The sequence below is a fragment of the Colwellia sp. BRX10-1 genome, from assembly GCF_014077545.1.
GTDB lineage: Bacteria > Pseudomonadota > Gammaproteobacteria > Enterobacterales > Alteromonadaceae > Colwellia_A.
Map to the genome: position 1 here is coordinate 1 of NZ_JACGWC010000018.1, position 15689 is coordinate 15689.

The 15689-nt window shown below is 37.2% G+C and carries 12 protein-coding genes; 8 read left to right on the forward strand and 4 right to left on the reverse strand.

Features of this window, described 5'->3' with window-relative positions; translation table 11 throughout:
• Positions 1-633: 633 nt before the first annotated feature.
• The gene (locus H4J75_RS13885) at positions 634-2850 is read right to left on the reverse strand and encodes an EAL domain-containing protein (protein ID WP_182222464.1); all 2217 of its coding nucleotides are present in this window, start codon (positions 2848-2850) and stop codon (positions 634-636) included.
• Positions 2851-4272: 1422 nt separating this feature from the next.
• On the opposite strand from H4J75_RS13885, the gene H4J75_RS13890 reads away from it, so the two are divergent.
• The 5 genes from H4J75_RS13890 (at position 4273) to H4J75_RS13910 (ending at position 10409) form a co-directional block, all read left to right on the forward strand.
• Positions 4273-6264: a hypothetical protein gene (locus tag H4J75_RS13890; RefSeq protein ID WP_182222465.1), complete on the forward strand. Its 1992-nt coding sequence runs from the start codon at positions 4273-4275 to the stop codon at positions 6262-6264.
• A gap of 550 nt (positions 6265-6814) precedes the next feature.
• On the forward strand, positions 6815-7636 hold the full coding sequence (locus H4J75_RS13895; protein ID WP_310733765.1) for a transporter substrate-binding domain-containing protein: 822 nt from the start codon (positions 6815-6817) through the stop codon (positions 7634-7636).
• Positions 7637-7789: 153 nt separating this feature from the next.
• On the forward strand, positions 7790-8731 hold the full coding sequence (locus H4J75_RS13900; RefSeq protein ID WP_182222466.1) for a DUF2785 domain-containing protein: 942 nt from the start codon (positions 7790-7792) through the stop codon (positions 8729-8731).
• A gap of 114 nt (positions 8732-8845) precedes the next feature.
• The gene (locus tag H4J75_RS13905; protein WP_182215416.1) at positions 8846-9433 is read left to right on the forward strand and encodes an LURP-one-related/scramblase family protein; all 588 of its coding nucleotides are present in this window, start codon (positions 8846-8848) and stop codon (positions 9431-9433) included.
• 22 nt (positions 9434-9455) lie between these two features.
• The gene (locus tag H4J75_RS13910; RefSeq protein WP_182222467.1) at positions 9456-10409 is read left to right on the forward strand and encodes a glyoxylate/hydroxypyruvate reductase A; all 954 of its coding nucleotides are present in this window, start codon (positions 9456-9458) and stop codon (positions 10407-10409) included.
• A gap of 85 nt (positions 10410-10494) precedes the next feature.
• Here H4J75_RS13910 and H4J75_RS13915 read toward each other — a convergent pair whose 3' ends face one another.
• The 3 genes from H4J75_RS13915 to lgt all read right to left on the reverse strand — a co-directional run bounded on the left by H4J75_RS13915 (position 10495) and on the right by lgt (position 13696).
• The gene (locus tag H4J75_RS13915; protein WP_182215412.1) at positions 10495-11427 is read right to left on the reverse strand and encodes an exopolyphosphatase; all 933 of its coding nucleotides are present in this window, start codon (positions 11425-11427) and stop codon (positions 10495-10497) included.
• Between the two features lie 630 nt (positions 11428-12057).
• Complete coding sequence (locus H4J75_RS13925) at positions 12058-12894, reverse strand: ribonuclease H family protein (protein WP_182215410.1); 837 nt, start codon at positions 12892-12894, stop codon at positions 12058-12060.
• A 13-nt stretch (positions 12895-12907) separates the two neighbouring features.
• Positions 12908-13696, reverse strand: a complete 789-nt coding sequence (gene lgt / locus H4J75_RS13930) for a prolipoprotein diacylglyceryl transferase (protein WP_070376208.1) — start codon at positions 13694-13696, stop codon at positions 12908-12910.
• Positions 13697-13804: 108 nt separating this feature from the next.
• Here lgt and H4J75_RS13935 point away from each other — a divergent pair, with 108 nt between their 5' ends.
• From H4J75_RS13935 to H4J75_RS13945, 3 genes are all read left to right on the forward strand, one after another.
• Complete coding sequence (locus H4J75_RS13935) at positions 13805-14722, forward strand: aldo/keto reductase family oxidoreductase (RefSeq protein ID WP_182215408.1); 918 nt, start codon at positions 13805-13807, stop codon at positions 14720-14722.
• Between the two features lie 167 nt (positions 14723-14889).
• Positions 14890-15471, forward strand: a complete 582-nt coding sequence (locus H4J75_RS13940) for a DUF2975 domain-containing protein (RefSeq protein ID WP_070376210.1) — start codon at positions 14890-14892, stop codon at positions 15469-15471.
• Positions 15471-15680 (forward strand): helix-turn-helix transcriptional regulator, encoded by a 210-nt coding sequence (locus tag H4J75_RS13945; protein ID WP_070376211.1) that lies wholly within the window; start codon positions 15471-15473, stop codon positions 15678-15680. The genes H4J75_RS13940 and H4J75_RS13945 overlap by 1 nt, the downstream gene beginning before the upstream one ends.
• The last annotated feature ends 9 nt before the right edge of the window (positions 15681-15689 follow it).

Sequence of the window (15689 nt, forward strand, 5' to 3'; positions counted from 1 at the left end):
TAACGGAGTACGGGTTCAGGATAACGGAGGTTGGGTTCAGGATGACGGAGGTTGGCTTCAGCATGATGGCGTTTGAGTGCATGCTGAATTTACTTCAGTATCCATTCTCGTCATACTGAATTTATTTCAGTATCTGGGCCTTTAGTTGTTAAGGTAGAATTATTATCTTTATTTCTGTTTAATAACCCAAAATATAGCTACTAAACTGGAATAGTAAGCACTGAATATGACCTACTTAAAAGTGCCAATAGCGGTCGTAGCGGTAGCTCGAAAAAAACTGGTTTTAACGATCTTATTTGTCACCATTGCCGCCGTTCACTGGTCCTAGTGCAATCGACTGTTTCAGATCCAAAAATGAAACTCCATCGACCCCGCAGGTAAATAGCTTTCGATTGTCAACGAGTCGCTTATTTCAGTTATAGAAAGTTTTCAACTTTAGTGTTCTCCGACATTAAGCGCCTTTTAGTGAGTGAATGAGAAGTCTATGATTTTTATTCTGCCGTGTTCGAACAATGTGTTGTCTTCAAGAGCAACTTCGCTCTTGATGTGAAACGAAATTTTATATTTTAAATAGCAAGTAAGTTTTAAAGACCCCGTTAGCATGAAATTAAGTCAAATATCAGACTTTAAGCATCATATCTGCCAAGAATCATCGGCTTTCCAGTTAGATACCCATTTGGGAATATCAATGGCAGGCATGGGTCGAGCAATGCCATAACCCTGCGCCAAATGACAACCAAGTTTTAATAATGCTAATCCATGAGGAATAGTTTCTACGCCCTCAGCAATCACGTCACGCCGGAATGCTTTAGCTAATCCTATTACAGCTTCAACAATAGTGGAATCATCAGCATTTTCTAACATCTCCCGTACAAAGGTTTGGTCGATTTTAATTAAGTGCGCTGGCAGGCGTCTAAGATAGGTAAGTGACGAATAGCCCGTGCCGAAGTCATCTAAAGCAAAGCGTACGCCAAGCTCACGGCATGCATTCATAGTCGCTGACACTTGGCTGATATCATGTAAGCCACTAGTTTCGAGTATTTCTAATTCTAAACAGTTGGGGGCCACTTCAGGATGGAGCGCTAGCAATGTAGCTAAGCGAGTTGTGAAGTTACTTTGTTGTACTTGATAGGCACTAATGTTGACACTGACTGGGAGATTTATTCCCATGCTTCGCCATTGGATTATTTGGCTTAATGCCCTATCTATAACCCATTCACCCAGTTCTAAACTTATGGCATGACCTTCTATCACAGGTAAAAAATCTAAAGGCGGAACTAAGCCACGTACTGAATGCTGCCAGCGGATTAACGCTTCTACCCCTATCACATCGCCAGTCTGCATATTCACCTTGGGTTGATAGTGCAGCACAAACTCGTCACTAGCCATAGCTGTACGAACATCGTTGATACTTTTTCGTTGCGTATTAATTAAATTATCTTTTGCAGTATCAAACAGGTGATAACGGTTTTTACCTTCTTGCTTGGCAACATACATGGCTTGGTCGGCACGACGTATGAGTGGGTCTGCTTCCACACCGTCTTGCGGATAAAAGGCGACACCCATACTCACTGAAACTTGCATGATGACATCGCCCACGGTAACAGGATTAGCTGCGGCCTTTAGTAGACATTCTAATACCGGCACACTATCTTCAGGCTTTTCTAAATTAATCATTACTGCGATAAATTCATCACCGCCAATACGTGCGAGCGTGTCATCTTCATGTAAAGCTGCTTGCATCTGTTGTGACACTGCAATAAGCAACTCGTCCCCCATATTATGGCCATACTTGTCATTGACGTCTTTGAAGCCATCTAAGTCCATAAAGGCAACGGCTAATGACTGACTACCACGTTGGCATTGCACCATAGCTTGTGTAATGCGGTCTGCCACTAATACGCGATTAGGCAAATTGGTTAGTAGATCGTAATGAGTAATGCGTTCCAATTGCCCTTGATAAGCCTTTATAGATGAAATGTCAGTGGATAATGAAACGTAGTGTTGCGTAAGACCATCAGCATTTTTTACAGCACTAATGGATAGCATTGCGGGAAATATTTGACCATTTTTACGACGGTTCGATATCTCGCCACGCCAATGCCCCTGTGTTTGCAGCGTATCCCACATTTCCCTAAAAAATTCTGGCGATTCACATCCAGATTGGAGGATCCTTGAATTTTCTCCCAGTACATCTTTAGAATCATAACCAGTGATGCGGCTGAATGTATCGTTGACTTCAGTAATAGTCGCAGTTGCATCGGTTATCATGATGCTCTCTTGGGTATGGGTAAAAACACTGGCTGCACGTCTTATCTTTTGTAGGAGATGCTCTTTCTCTTCGTTAGCAATGACTAATTCATCTGCTCGCTTGTCTTTTTCTTCGTTAGCAATGGCTAAATCATCTTCTAGCTTGTCTTTCTCTTTGTTGGCGATGACTAAATCATCTTCTAGCTTGTCTTTCTCTTCGTTGGCGGTGACTAATTCATCTACTCGCTCGGTGACGTCCTCCATGGACAATAAAATAATCAGTTCTCTATCTTCATCTTCTTCAATCTGTTGGGCATTCATCAGCATGATTCGCCGACCTATATTGGCAAAATTGTGCTCAACTAGGTAGCTATTAAAACTGGTTTTCTGGGGTAAAATTGTTTCTAATAGTTCTCGCAGCGCAGGAATATCCCATTGTTTATTGTCTAACTCGTATATGAGGTATCCGATGGCATTTTCAGACTTGACATGAAAAAACGTATAAAAAGAATCGTTTGCAGTGACTATCCTTAAATTTTTATCTAGTGTAATTAAGGGGGGGGGCGTCGCATTGATGATTATATCAGCATACTCAGACATTTTTTGATTTCCTCAGTCCATCTACAAACAACAGTGAAGCAATAAGTATTATTCATTGCTTCACTGTTGAAAAAATGACGTTGATTTAATTAGGCTAAAGCCGATTATTTTCATAAATGACTTAAAGCATTTGCTAAACGAAGAGTCCAACCGTTTAACGCTAACACATATCTCAATCGATTGTATCTTTAGGTCGATTGCACTATGAATTGATTTGTTTATCTAAGCTTTGTTATGACCTTTACAGCTATCGATTCAAAGATCCGCTTCTCGCTCAAACTTACCCTTTATTCAGTTTTGCAATAGCTTATTGCAAAACTGGGTGTCTCAGCGTTTTGGCAATAACCGAAAATTACTCGATTATTAAACATACAATATTAAACAGACACTCACTCTAAATTTCTGGTTTGAAGATTGTCTATTGTTGGTGTCTGGTCTTTGAGTTGTTAATGTCGAGATCCTGAAATAAATTCAGGATGACGGCGCTTGGGTTCAGGATGATGGAGTTTGCCTTCATACTGAATTTATTCCAGTATCCACTCACGTCATGCTGAACTTACTTCAGTATCCATTATCGTCATGCTGAATTTATTTCAGTATCTGGACTTTGAGTTGTTAAGGACGAGATCCTGAAACAAGTTCAGGATGACGGAGGTTGGGTTCAGAATGATGGCGTTTGAGTGGATACTGAATTTATTTCAGTATCCACTCTCGTCATGCTGAATTTATTCCAGTATCCACTCTCGTCATGCTGAATTTATTTCAGTATCTACTCACGTCATGCTGAATTTATTTCAGTATCCACTATCGTCATGCTGAATTTATTTCAGTCTCTGGGCTTTGAATTGTTAATGTCGAGATCCTGAAACAAGTTCAGGATGACGGTGTATGGATTCAGGATGACTAAGTAAGGGTTCAGGATAACGGAGGTTGGGTTCAGGATGATGGAATTTGGGGTCATGATGAAGAAGCTTGAGTTCATGCTGAATTTATTTCAATATCGATTCTCGTCATATTAGAAGGACACTCACTTTAATTTATCCGCTTTGGTTTTGTTAAAGGGTTTGATTGTCGGGGGTTGACTACACCAAAAGAGGGTTGGCTACACCAAAAGAGGGGTGAACGCCTAAGTCTATTTGAGCACAAAGAGCGCTTTTGCATAAATGAGCATTAAACCATAGCGTAACCCCCAAGCCGTTATTCCATAATTTTTTTATACGAGACTTGTCAGATAACTGGTATGTTAATTAAGTCGTCCAATGTTAAATCCTATTTTTATTTATGATTAACATCAATAATTACACCAAGGTTGTTAACTGTTATTTAATTATGTGTTAACATTTTCGCTCTATTGAAGGGAATTCGATACGACAAAGATTGTTTAATTCTATTTCCCTTCTAAATTTTAAAAGGAAAGTAAAATTGAAGTATGTAAATCTAGTGATGATAAGCGTTTCTTTATGTTTATTAACAGCATGTTTAGAAGTAGAAAACGACAATAATAACGAAGATGTAGTGCAAGCAATCCAAGCACAAAATGAAATTCTTAGTGGCACTAACAATTCTATCAATCCTGGTACTCCTGCCGCTTCTGTTGCATTAACGGGGATTGTTGTTAATGCATTGGATAATCAAGCCGTATCAGCCACGAACATTACAATTATTGCCGCTGATGTTGTCCTCGTCGATAGCGTTAGCTTCAACGGTGGCGAGTTTAAACTAGAAAACCTTCCTGCTAATTCTGATATTGAAATGATTATTGAAAGTAGCAATAATGAATTTTTATCACGTGCATATTTCATTAATACGGGTCATTCAAATGCAGTCAATACGGCCAATGATTTTGGTCAATTTGAAGTTTCTACAGCTAAAGATATGCAAATAACTGTTATTAATAAAACATCAGGATTGCCTCTTACTGGATTAGCGTTTAAAGCTTCATCTCATTACGGTACTAGTTCAAGGTCAAATAAGTATCAACACCACTCGACTTATAATGAAGCCAATGGCGTTTACCATATCACCATACCAAAGTTTCTCAATATTATGGTTAGAGTCAACTTAGATCTCAATAAAGATGGTGAAATAGATTATAATCCTGAGTTAAATAACAACATTAGTAGTAATGAATTATATTTTTTATCATCGAATAGTGATGAATCATTAACGCTTTATGTTGAAGAAAAAATGCCGTTAAAAGAGATTGAATTTCGCATTACAATGATTGATGCAAGTGCGAATGTTATTTTAGGTGCTGAGTTATTCTCAACAGATTCTGCGGGTACACAGACGACTTCTACTTTTGATGCTGCAACACAACAGTATGTGATTTCAGCAATGTTTGGCGATTACTCACGAGTAGAAATCCCTTCATTTATGGCAAACGATATATATTATCAAAGTGCTTCAATAGCACTGAATAAGAACGATGATGACAGCTTAAGAGTCAACATCTCAGGTGCTTTAGAAAACTGTTGTTATAACATCGCTAATACTGACGTTGTTGAGTTAGCTGTTATGCCAAGAGTTGTTACTAATGATAGCTCTTCTTTAGAGGTCGTTATTGCGGCAAATGAAGTAAACTATATAGATAAAAGTTTCAGTGTATTCTACTCTCAAGCTATTACCGCATCAGTAAGTAGCTTATCACTTATTAATACTTCTGGTTTTACCGTTGTTAAAGGTAATGATTCATCGACTGATGTTATTTTACCCGGCACTACAGTTGTTAGTGGCATGGTAGATATTCCTGTTTCATTTGAGACGAGTTTAAATGACACCAAACTTACGATTACGCCGGTTAACTCTTTGCCTAAAGGCCAAAATTACCAATACAATGTCGGTAACTTAGTTGTGAAGTCTACAGAAAAGTCTGTCGATGTTAATAATGATTCACTTTCGTTTTATATCGAAAATAATGATGACTTTGATATTAATGACGTACATTTAGATAACAATAATTTTACCAGCAACGGTAATGCGATTACTCTCTCCAATTCAGCGGGTGATAGTTCTTCACCTTCAAATTATGATCGCAGTGTTTATTTATATCTACCATCATCAATTGAAACGTTACAAAGCTTTTCAATGCGCCTTTACTCGGTAACAGAAGACGGCGTCAGTTATAATTCAGTAAGAAATTTTACTCTTGTTAGAGATAGTAATACTTATAATGTTTCACCATTGGGACTAGTCAAACTTGCTGAAAATGAAACATTAATTACCGAAAGTCTTCAAACGTCGATTGAAACAGGAACTGCTCAATCAGACAATCAGAAAGTTTACCGCGCCTCAACGTCTATATACGCTTCTGATGATTTAGATAGCTCGGAAAATAGTCTAACGTTTGAATATGCTTATCAAACAAAAGCGGGTGACATTGTTACGGGTACTATTAATATCCCGGTACAATAAATATCAATGTTGATTATTTTATATCAGTAAGTTTAGTCTGATTAATTCACCTTTAAAACCCGCTATCTAGCGGGTTTTTTATTTTAAAGCTAGCTTGTCTTGTCGCCGCTTTAGTCTTGTGAATAAAACACTAGGTCAGAGTGAAAAATATTACGTGTTGTTCATTGCGTAAGTCGCTAATATGCAACCTAGAGTATGAAAAGGTAGGCCTATGACTAAACCACGACTCGCATGACGCGAAGTCATGCCTTAGCTAAAACGAGTATCACGTGACCGGTCTAGTTAATCGAACAGTAGGCTTTTATGTTTAAATTTTGCCCCGATTGTTAACCTTTTGCGATATTGTTATGTGCCACTAGATAGCTATTATATCTGACTGAGCAAAGTATGCCGGGCCGCATTTTAAGGTTTTACTTGTCATTTTACCCGCCAATTTATATTATGGTCCTATCGAATAGGCTCTGCATAAGTAAAGTTTTCAAGAAAAACAAGGAGGTCGTTACCAAAAGGATTATACTTTATAAGCATTAATTTGAAGGTGGTAGTCCAAGTGAAAGTAATATTCAGTCTTTATTTTTTACTTATTGGTATATGCTTCATTTTGATGGTATCTCCAAATGTACTTGCTCACTCAATAGTTACACCTACTAATATTTCATATGATAATTCAGCCATTAATCCAAAGCATAGTTATCTATTACTGCCTAAAGCTCTCCACTACAATTTTGCTTCTATTGAATTACTGATCGAACAAGAAGTCGGTCGGATTGTTTTACCTCAAATTTATAAAAATATTGGAATAGATATTACTATTACGCCTTTACCCGCTAAAAGAGCGGAATTGTTAGCGAGTATCGGCCAAAGTGATGGCGAAATAATGAGAATTTGGTCCTACGCAGATGAGAACAAAGAAATGATCAGAGTTCCTACTCCTTATTATTCTTTGCAAACTATGCCATTTAGCCTAGCAAGTAAGCAGCTCAATATTGTCAGTAAAGATGATTTAAAAAGATATAAATTGGCCAAAATTAGAGGTGTAAAACACACCGATAATATAACGAATGGCTTAAGTAATGTTGTCGAAATGAATAGCACTGAAAATATGTTTAAAATATTACAAAGTGGCTTAGTTGATGTTGTCTTGACCAATACTATAGACGGTCAGCTAATCTTGAAAAAGTTGGGTTACCAAAACATAATTCCTGCAAAAAAGCCATTAGCTGTTTTTCCTCTTTATCATTATATACATCAGAAAAATAAAAATTTGGTTGCTCTTATTAACCAAGAAATAATGCGTCTGCAACAAAGTGGTGAATTAGAAACGTTAATTGCCTTAGCTGAAAAGCAAGTCATCAGTTTAAACCACCAATGATTGCTATATGCAAACTCTGTTAATTACTATCGTTCTTAAATCCTTTCTCAATACAACTCACTAACGTCTTCATTTTATGTTTTTTTTGCCGATGTGGTGGTATCCTGATGTGCTTATTTTTAAGATAATTAAATAACTTTAAAAGGATGTAAAATGAAATTTTCATTAAAAATACCAATAATATTAATGCTTTTTATCAGTAGCTCTGCCTTCTCTGCTAATGAAGTATTGATCAATGCGCAGCAAGTCAATAAACAGTGTTTATCGAAGCAATGGCATAAAAAAAATCTACTACAACTCAAAGAAGATAAATTTACCCTTGAAAACAAAGCAGATAAAGAAGCTTTAGCACTACAATTACTGGCTTGTTTAGCAAGCCCAGATGCTGAAATAAGAGATGGTGTCGCTTTTGAAGCATTAAGTTATTGGTTGCGAAACGAACACCTTAGCCAAGCAATACATATTAAAATGTTTAACTACTTAACTCGTGTTTTAGAATCGAAAGTAACTGACACCTTTGGTGTCTATCAGTCATTCTCAATCTTGGTATTAGCTGAAGTGGTTCGTGTCGATAGGCACTCACCTTTTTTAACCGCTGACCAAAGAGACTATTTAGTCAATGTCGGTACGAGTTTTTTAACTAATGTAAAAGATTATCGCGGTTTTTCAACTAAAACTGGCTGGCAACATAGTATCGCTCACGCTGCAGACCTTATGCTGCAATTGGCGTTAAACCCTAAAGTTAACAAAGCGCAACTCGATAAGATACTGGTCGCTTTAGCTAGCCAACTTACTGCTAATGATCAACATTCATATATTCAAGGAGAGTCAAAACGTATCGCTATGGCTGTTATATATGTTTTTTTACGAGAACAATACTCTGCTGATGATTTTAACCTTTGGCTTATTAAAGTGGTTGATCCTGCTCCTTTCAATCAATGGCAAGATGTTTATCAAAGTGAACAAGGGTTAATTAAATTACATAACACACAGAGTTTTTTATACGCGTTATATGCCACAATAAAACCCAGTAAGAATAAAGTATTAACTGAAATGTCTACCTATTTAGAGCAAGTGATTAAAGCGACTAAATAACGTCAATTTGTATGGTTTAATGGTAATTTCAATCAATATAAAAGCAAAGACAACTATTATCATCAATGATTTTCGTAATAACAACAATAGCTAAACTCACGGAGTGAGCGTTTAATGAATACTAGAATTAATAAGAATACTTATATAATCAAAGAGCATGTTGGCCTATTTAAAGCGGCAAATAATTACGACATTTATGATCCTGAAACAGGGGATATCATCATGGAATGTCGAGAGCCTAATTTAGGCTTTTTTACTAAAATGCTGCGTTTCACTGACTACAAAACCATGACACCTTTTGATGTTCAAATACGTACGCCTGACGATCAGCGTATCATCCGAATTCAGCGTGGTATCTCTTTATTTATTTCAAAAGTAACTGTTTTTGATTGTGACGGTAATGCGGTTGGTTACTTTAAACAAAAATTATTTTCAATCGGTGGAAAATTCGATATCTTTGATAACCAAGACCAACTTGTCTGTCAGTTAAAGGGCAACTGGGTTGGTTGGAATTTTCGCTTTATGGATGGCAATGATGAACTTGCTCATATATCGAAAGAATGGGGTGGCATAGGTAAAGAGTTATTTACCAGTGCAGACAATTACGCATTAGAAATTTCTGCTGATGTTCCTGAAGATCACCCGATTAGAAAGCTGATCCTTGCTGCCGTAATGTGTATTGATATGGTTTTAAAAGAATAATGCTAAGAGGAAACATTTAACAATGGCTGTTATTACTTTTGTTAGTCAACTTGCCCACCAAGAGCAGGATGCTTGGTTAGCGCTATTATCAACTAAGCTGCCAAATGAAGCAATTAAGCTTGATAAAGACTTGTCTGTTGAGCAAAAGCTTCAATGCGAAATCGCTATTGTTGCTAATCCAGATGCTAATATCTTGTCTCAATACCCCAAACTCATATGGGTACAGAGCCTATGGGCAGGGGTCGATGCGCTAGTTTCGCAATTAAGTGATAATAAACCAACGCCAAGTTTTAAACTTGTGCGTTTAATTGATCCAATATTAGCGCAAACCATGAGTGAGGCGGTCTTAACTTGGGTGCTTTATTTACATCGTGATATGCCAAAATACTTACAACAACAAAAATCAGCGCAGTGGCTACAACATCGCTATTTACTGCCACAAGAGCGCACCTTAGGTATTTTAGGTTTAGGTCAATTAGGTAAGTTGAGCGCGTTACGTTTGCATGAAAATGGCTTTAATGTGCTTGGTTGGAGTCAAAGTGATAAGTTAATTAATGGCATTACATGCTATTCAGGAGACGAGGGATTAGTGACTATGGTTAGGCAAACAGATATCTTAATTTGTTTACTACCACTTACTTCAGCGACCTACCAACTCATCAACGATGATCTGCTGACAAACCTACCGCAAGGCGCCAGTATTATTAACTTTGCTCGAGGGGGTATCGTCGCTAATCACGACCTTATTAATCACTTAGCCAATGGCAATCTTGAACATGCAATTCTAGATGTTTTTGAACAAGAGCCTTTAGATAAAAGTGATGATTTATGGTCGAATGAAAAAATAACGGTTCTTCCCCATATTTCTGCGCCGACACATTTTGAAAGTGCAGGTGAAATAGTGACCAAGAACATTAAACAATATCGAAGTAACGACCAGATACCTTTTTATATTGACTGGAATAAAGGCTATTAATATTTTTGATTAGCGATTTACTATTACCATCATTTTTGACGGCAATAGTAAGCTATTATTGAGCCGTGAGTCTGACTAATGCGACTTAGCCATCGGCATTAATCGTCGCAATAAGTTCGGCAAGGCAAGCTTCATTTTGATCATGTGGAACTTGACAGGTTCCCGCCGCATTATGCCCACCACCATTGTATTTCAACATAAGTTCACCGACATTTGTTTTTGCACTGCGATCAAAAATAGATTTACCGGTAGCAAAAACAGTATTTTGTTTTTTAAGCCCCCACATAACATGAATTGAAATATTACATTGTGGAAATAAGGCATAAATAACAAAACGATTACCCGAGTAAATAATTTCTTCTTCTCTTAAGTCCAGCACAACTAAGTTATTGTGTACGGTTGCACAGCGCTTAATTTGCTCTTTAAATTTTTCTTCATGCTCAAAATAAAGATCGGTGCGTTCCTTAACATCAGGGAGTGCGAGTAATTGGTCAATGTTGTGATCTTTACCAAAATCAATTAAGTCCATCATCAGTTCATAGTTCGAAATCCGAAACTCTCTGAAGCGGCCTAAACCTGTGCGTGAGTCCATAATGAAATTAAGTAATTCCCATCGCTTGGCATGCAAAACTTCTTCTTTATTAAATTGTGCTGAATCACCTTTATCTACCGCTTCCATCATGCTTGTCCAACTTGCGGGGAAAGTTTCTAGGCCACCGTAGTAGTCATAAACAACGCGAGCAGCTGAAGGCGCATCAGGGTCGATAACATGGTTATCTCGTTTTTTATTACGAAGTGTTTCACTATGATGGTGATCAAAAGCGATATGAACACCGTCAACATAAGGTAAGTTGGTGGAAATATCATCTGGCCCAACCGCTATCTTTCCGTCTTGCATATCTTTGGGGTGAACAAAGAGAATACCGTCAACTAAATTAATATGTTTGAGTAAAATAGCACAAACTAAACCATCAAAATCACTACGTGTTACTAAACGGTATTTTTTATTATCCGACATTTATTATCTCCATTATATAGATTTTTACACTCTGTTATTTAACACTATATTGTTTATATAAGCATAATTAAAGTAGATTAATGCGCGGAATCAACTTTAAGGTTAAATAAAGTGCTTTATGTGTAGATTATTTTATTTATGATTCTTTTATCTCGATTCTATTTGAAAAGTTTATGCCTAGGTTTAATTTTCTATGTATTGCTCTTGCATTAACCTAATGAACAAACCAAGCTGTAAGTCATTTCAGACCAGTTAGCATCCTCCTGCACGGCTTCTTTTAAAATAATGACTTGTGATCGGCTCTATATTTTTGCTTAATACAAGGGTAATCTTACTGGAATAGCTTTATGAGTCTCTGCAAAACTTGTTATATCTGCTTGGACGTTATTCATACCTAATTGGGAGAATATACAAGATATTGTATGATTTGAGAGATTGATAATGGCTACGTTTCTGATAAGAAATAGAATGTTGAGTATAGCTTAGATTGAGCAAAGCACCGAAAAATTTAAGTAAAGTAGGAAAAAAGAAACAATTGAATATCGTTGCATTTTTCCTATTTATTTTGAGGTTATGCGGCATTTAACCAATGAGAACGTTGACTATATGGCCGCATTATATATTGATCTATTATCCCGCTTCGGTTGCTAATATTTCGCGAATATTTATTGTTTGCTGATATTGTACAAAATTCATTTCTTGTGACGTTCTGGCAAGTACAGCCATGCGATCGGCGAGCTCATTACCTTCAATATTCGCGTGACCTTTAACATGAGTAATAGCAATATGTTTTTTAATTTCTTGATAGAGTGTATAGCAAACCTTGACTAACTCTGGATTTTTAATCGCTTCGCCATTTGCTTTTTTCCAACCTTTATTTTTCCATCCTGTTGCCCATTTCGTGATGCTGTCGATGGAGTATTTTGAATCAGACAGTACTTGAATGGTTCTACCAGGATTAGCTTCAATATAAGCTTTCGCCAATTTAAAGGCTTGTAACATTCCAATTAACTCAGCGGTGTTATTAGTACCATTGGCGTTATAGGCACCATACCAAAGGCTATGAATTTCACCTTGATGATAAACAGCGACACCAGTCCCTGATTTTCCAGGGTTGGGCGAACACGCACCATCACAATAAATATCGATATTAGCTTTAGTGACTTCACGATCGCTGCGTACTGTGCTGCCAGCAGGTTTTGCTGAAGCTGTTGCTCGACTCAATGATGAACTTGCGGTTTTAGCCGCAGCGGGGTATTCAGCTCCGTTGCGTGGTGGTGTTTTTAAGGATCGCTGGGTTAATGCTTTGGTGTAAGTTGACTTAAAAGCGGCTTCTGCTTCAACTTGTGAAGGAAACCCCATAAATTGAGCATCAGCACGCCCTGATGTTACGGATTGAACCGTTGTCCAGTTGTCAAAGACACCTGTTTTTGATCCTTTCCAAACCACGTAATATTTTTTACTCATTATGCTACTCAGTTTATTTTAGTTTGTTCTTGGCAGATAACGACCATATTAATAAAACGATACCAGCGATAAAAAATGGAATACTCAGCATTTGCCCGGTATTTAACGCCCAAATCGACTCATAAGCAGCTTGTTTAACTTTTACTGACTCAATTAAAAATCGAGCGGTGAAGGTTAATATTAAAAATAAGCCTAATAATGAACCCTTAGGCGTTTTATCTTTTGATTTTTTATAGATAAAGAAGAGAATAATAAAAATCAGTAAATACGCAATCGCTTCATAAAGTTGCGCAGGGTGGCGAGGTATATTATCAATACGCGCGAAAATAATAGCCCAAGGCGCATCACTGGCAACGCCTAATATTTCAGAGTTAACAAAGTTAGCTGAACGAACAAATACACCAAAGAGTGCGGTACAAATAGCTAATCGGTCGAGCAGCCATAAATAGTTTTCTTGATACTTTCTTGCGTATATACCTAATGCAATAATAAGTCCTAAACCGCCGCCATGGCTAGCAAGACCACCTTCCCAAATGGCCAGTATCTTTAAAGGATTAGCAAAGTAATATTGAGGATCGTAAAAAAAACAATGGCCTAAGCGAGCACCAATAATTATACCAAATACAGAATACATCAGTAAGTTGTCCAGAGCCTCTAGGTTTTTGTGCTCTGTTTGATACACCCATTTCATCACCTGTAAACCCGATATGATAGCGGCAGCAAATAGCGCGCCATACCAATGAACGCTTAAAGGACCTATAGAAAGTAAAACTGGATCAATATCCCAAATAAAATGTTGCAATGAAAAAACCTTATTTATACGTATGCAGTGATTGAGTTGTTGATGAACAACAACCATAAAGTCGCTATTATGTCAGTCAATTAGCGATAAAACGAGAGCAAAGTTGTAATGAAAAATTATAGTTTAGGTAAGAGCGAACTCCAGTCATCACGATTAATCTATGGTTGTATGCGAATTGCAGGTGATCAATCAGTTAATGATATCGATAAAGGCAAACGTGCGGTGCAGAGCGCGATTGATGCAGGCTACAATCATTTTGATCATGCTGACATTTATGGTGGAGGGGCAAGTGAACAATTATTTGGTGAATTGTTAAAGCAATTACCGCACTTGCGAGAAAAGATGATCCTTACCTCCAAAGCAAGTATTCGTCCAAAAAACAATGAAAATACTTATGCGCCAACACGCTATGATTTTAGCAAAGCATATATTTTATCGAGTGTAGAAGGTTCTTTAAAGCGTTTGCATACTGAGCAACTCGATCTTTTCTTATTACATCGCCCTGATTATTTATTTGATATTAATGAAGTCGCCGAAACCTTTAAACAACTCAAAGACAGCGGTAAAGTTGCGCATTTTGGCGTAAGTAACTTTAAACCCTCACAAGTAGCGATGTTACAAAGTGCATTAGATTTACCGTTATTGGTGAATCAGATAGAAATTAATATTCATAATGTTGATGCGTTAAATGACGGAACTTTGGATCAATGTCAACAAGATAAACTATCGCCAATTGCCTGGTGCCCGTTAGGTGGTGTTGCCTACTCTGCATGGGGGAATACCTTTTCAGTTGAAGATGAACAACGTATCGCCGAGGAGTTAACTTCGCAAGCACAAGTGTATAACTGTCAACCTTGGCAAATTATTCTTGCTTGGTTACTAAAACACCCCGCGAAGATATTTCCTATTATTGGTTCGACCACACCAGAACGAATTATTGCTGCAAAAGTAGCACTAGAACTCAATTATAGCCGTGAAGATTGGTATCGATTATTTGAAGCGAGAAATGGTCAAGCTGTTCCCTAGCGAGGAAGGTGAATCGATATTGAATCGTTTTTCTCGCTAACTAAAGTCAGCGGGTAATTATACAACAGTATTTATTTATCGTTTATCGATAAAAATAGATTGATAAGCATGTTTTTTCTGCTACATTAGGCTTATTGAATAAATTTAGGTTATAGGTTATAAGTTTTATGTTAGCGCATCATAGGATCAGCAAAGTAAGTAAAATAGTTAGGGCACTCGTTGCGCTATTTGTTGTTATGCAAGTTTTCAGCTTTACGTTTTTATTACTATTTGGGGTTAATAATGAAGGCACCTTTGAGCTAACTGACAATTTTTCATTTATTTCTTCAGCGGCCAATATCGACTTTTCAGGTAGTTGGGAAAATTTAGCGTTAGCCTTAACCGATGAAGGTTTTAACGCTTTGCTTATACTAGGCAGTGCAGATTTGTTGCCAAGCCTTTTAATTTATTGGTCTTTGTTTAAGTTATTTGGTTTATATCAGCAGGGTTTAGTATTCACTGTCGCCAATATTCAATGCATTAAAAATATTGGTACTGTGCTATTAGCTTGGATTGCCTTAAAGCTTCTTTATCCGATAGTGGTGACCTTAGTATTACGATTTTCAGGAGCTTCTGATACGTTATCGTTATACATAAGCTTAGGCTCTGATGAGTTAAGATTTTTATTAATTGGTTTAGTGATATACGTGATAGCTTGGATAATGAGCGAAGCGACTAGCTTGCATCAAGAGCAGGAGTTAGTTATCTAGTGGCTATGATTATAGAACTGGACGTTATGCTAGCAAAACGTAAAATGAAATTAAACGATCTTGCTTTGTCAGTAGGCATAACGCCACAAAACTTATCTGTACTTAAAAGTGGTCGAGCAAAAGCGATACGGTTTTCAACGCTTGAAGCCATTTGCCAAACACTAGATTGTCAGCCAGGCGATATTTTACTTTATGAAAAAGATCAATAAACAAGGAAT

Excerpts from the sequence above, each read along its gene's own strand:
- H4J75_RS13915 (WP_182215412.1), bottom strand. The coding sequence starts at position 11,427 with ATGTCGGATAATAAAAAATACCGTTTAGTAACACGTAGTGATTTTGAT.
- H4J75_RS13935 (WP_182215408.1), top strand. The coding sequence starts at position 13,805 with ATGAAAAATTATAGTTTAGGTAAGAGCGAACTCCAGTCATCACGATTA.
- H4J75_RS13900 (WP_182222466.1), top strand. The coding sequence starts at position 7,790 with ATGAAATTTTCATTAAAAATACCAATAATATTAATGCTTTTTATCAGT.
- H4J75_RS13940 (WP_070376210.1), top strand. The coding sequence starts at position 14,890 with ATGTTAGCGCATCATAGGATCAGCAAAGTAAGTAAAATAGTTAGGGCA.
- H4J75_RS13910 (WP_182222467.1), top strand. The coding sequence starts at position 9,456 with ATGGCTGTTATTACTTTTGTTAGTCAACTTGCCCACCAAGAGCAGGAT.
- H4J75_RS13905 (WP_182215416.1), top strand. The coding sequence starts at position 8,846 with ATGAATACTAGAATTAATAAGAATACTTATATAATCAAAGAGCATGTT.
- H4J75_RS13925 (WP_182215410.1), bottom strand. The coding sequence starts at position 12,894 with ATGAGTAAAAAATATTACGTGGTTTGGAAAGGATCAAAAACAGGTGTC.
- H4J75_RS13885 (WP_182222464.1), bottom strand. The coding sequence starts at position 2,850 with ATGTCTGAGTATGCTGATATAATCATCAATGCGACGCCCCCCCCCTTA.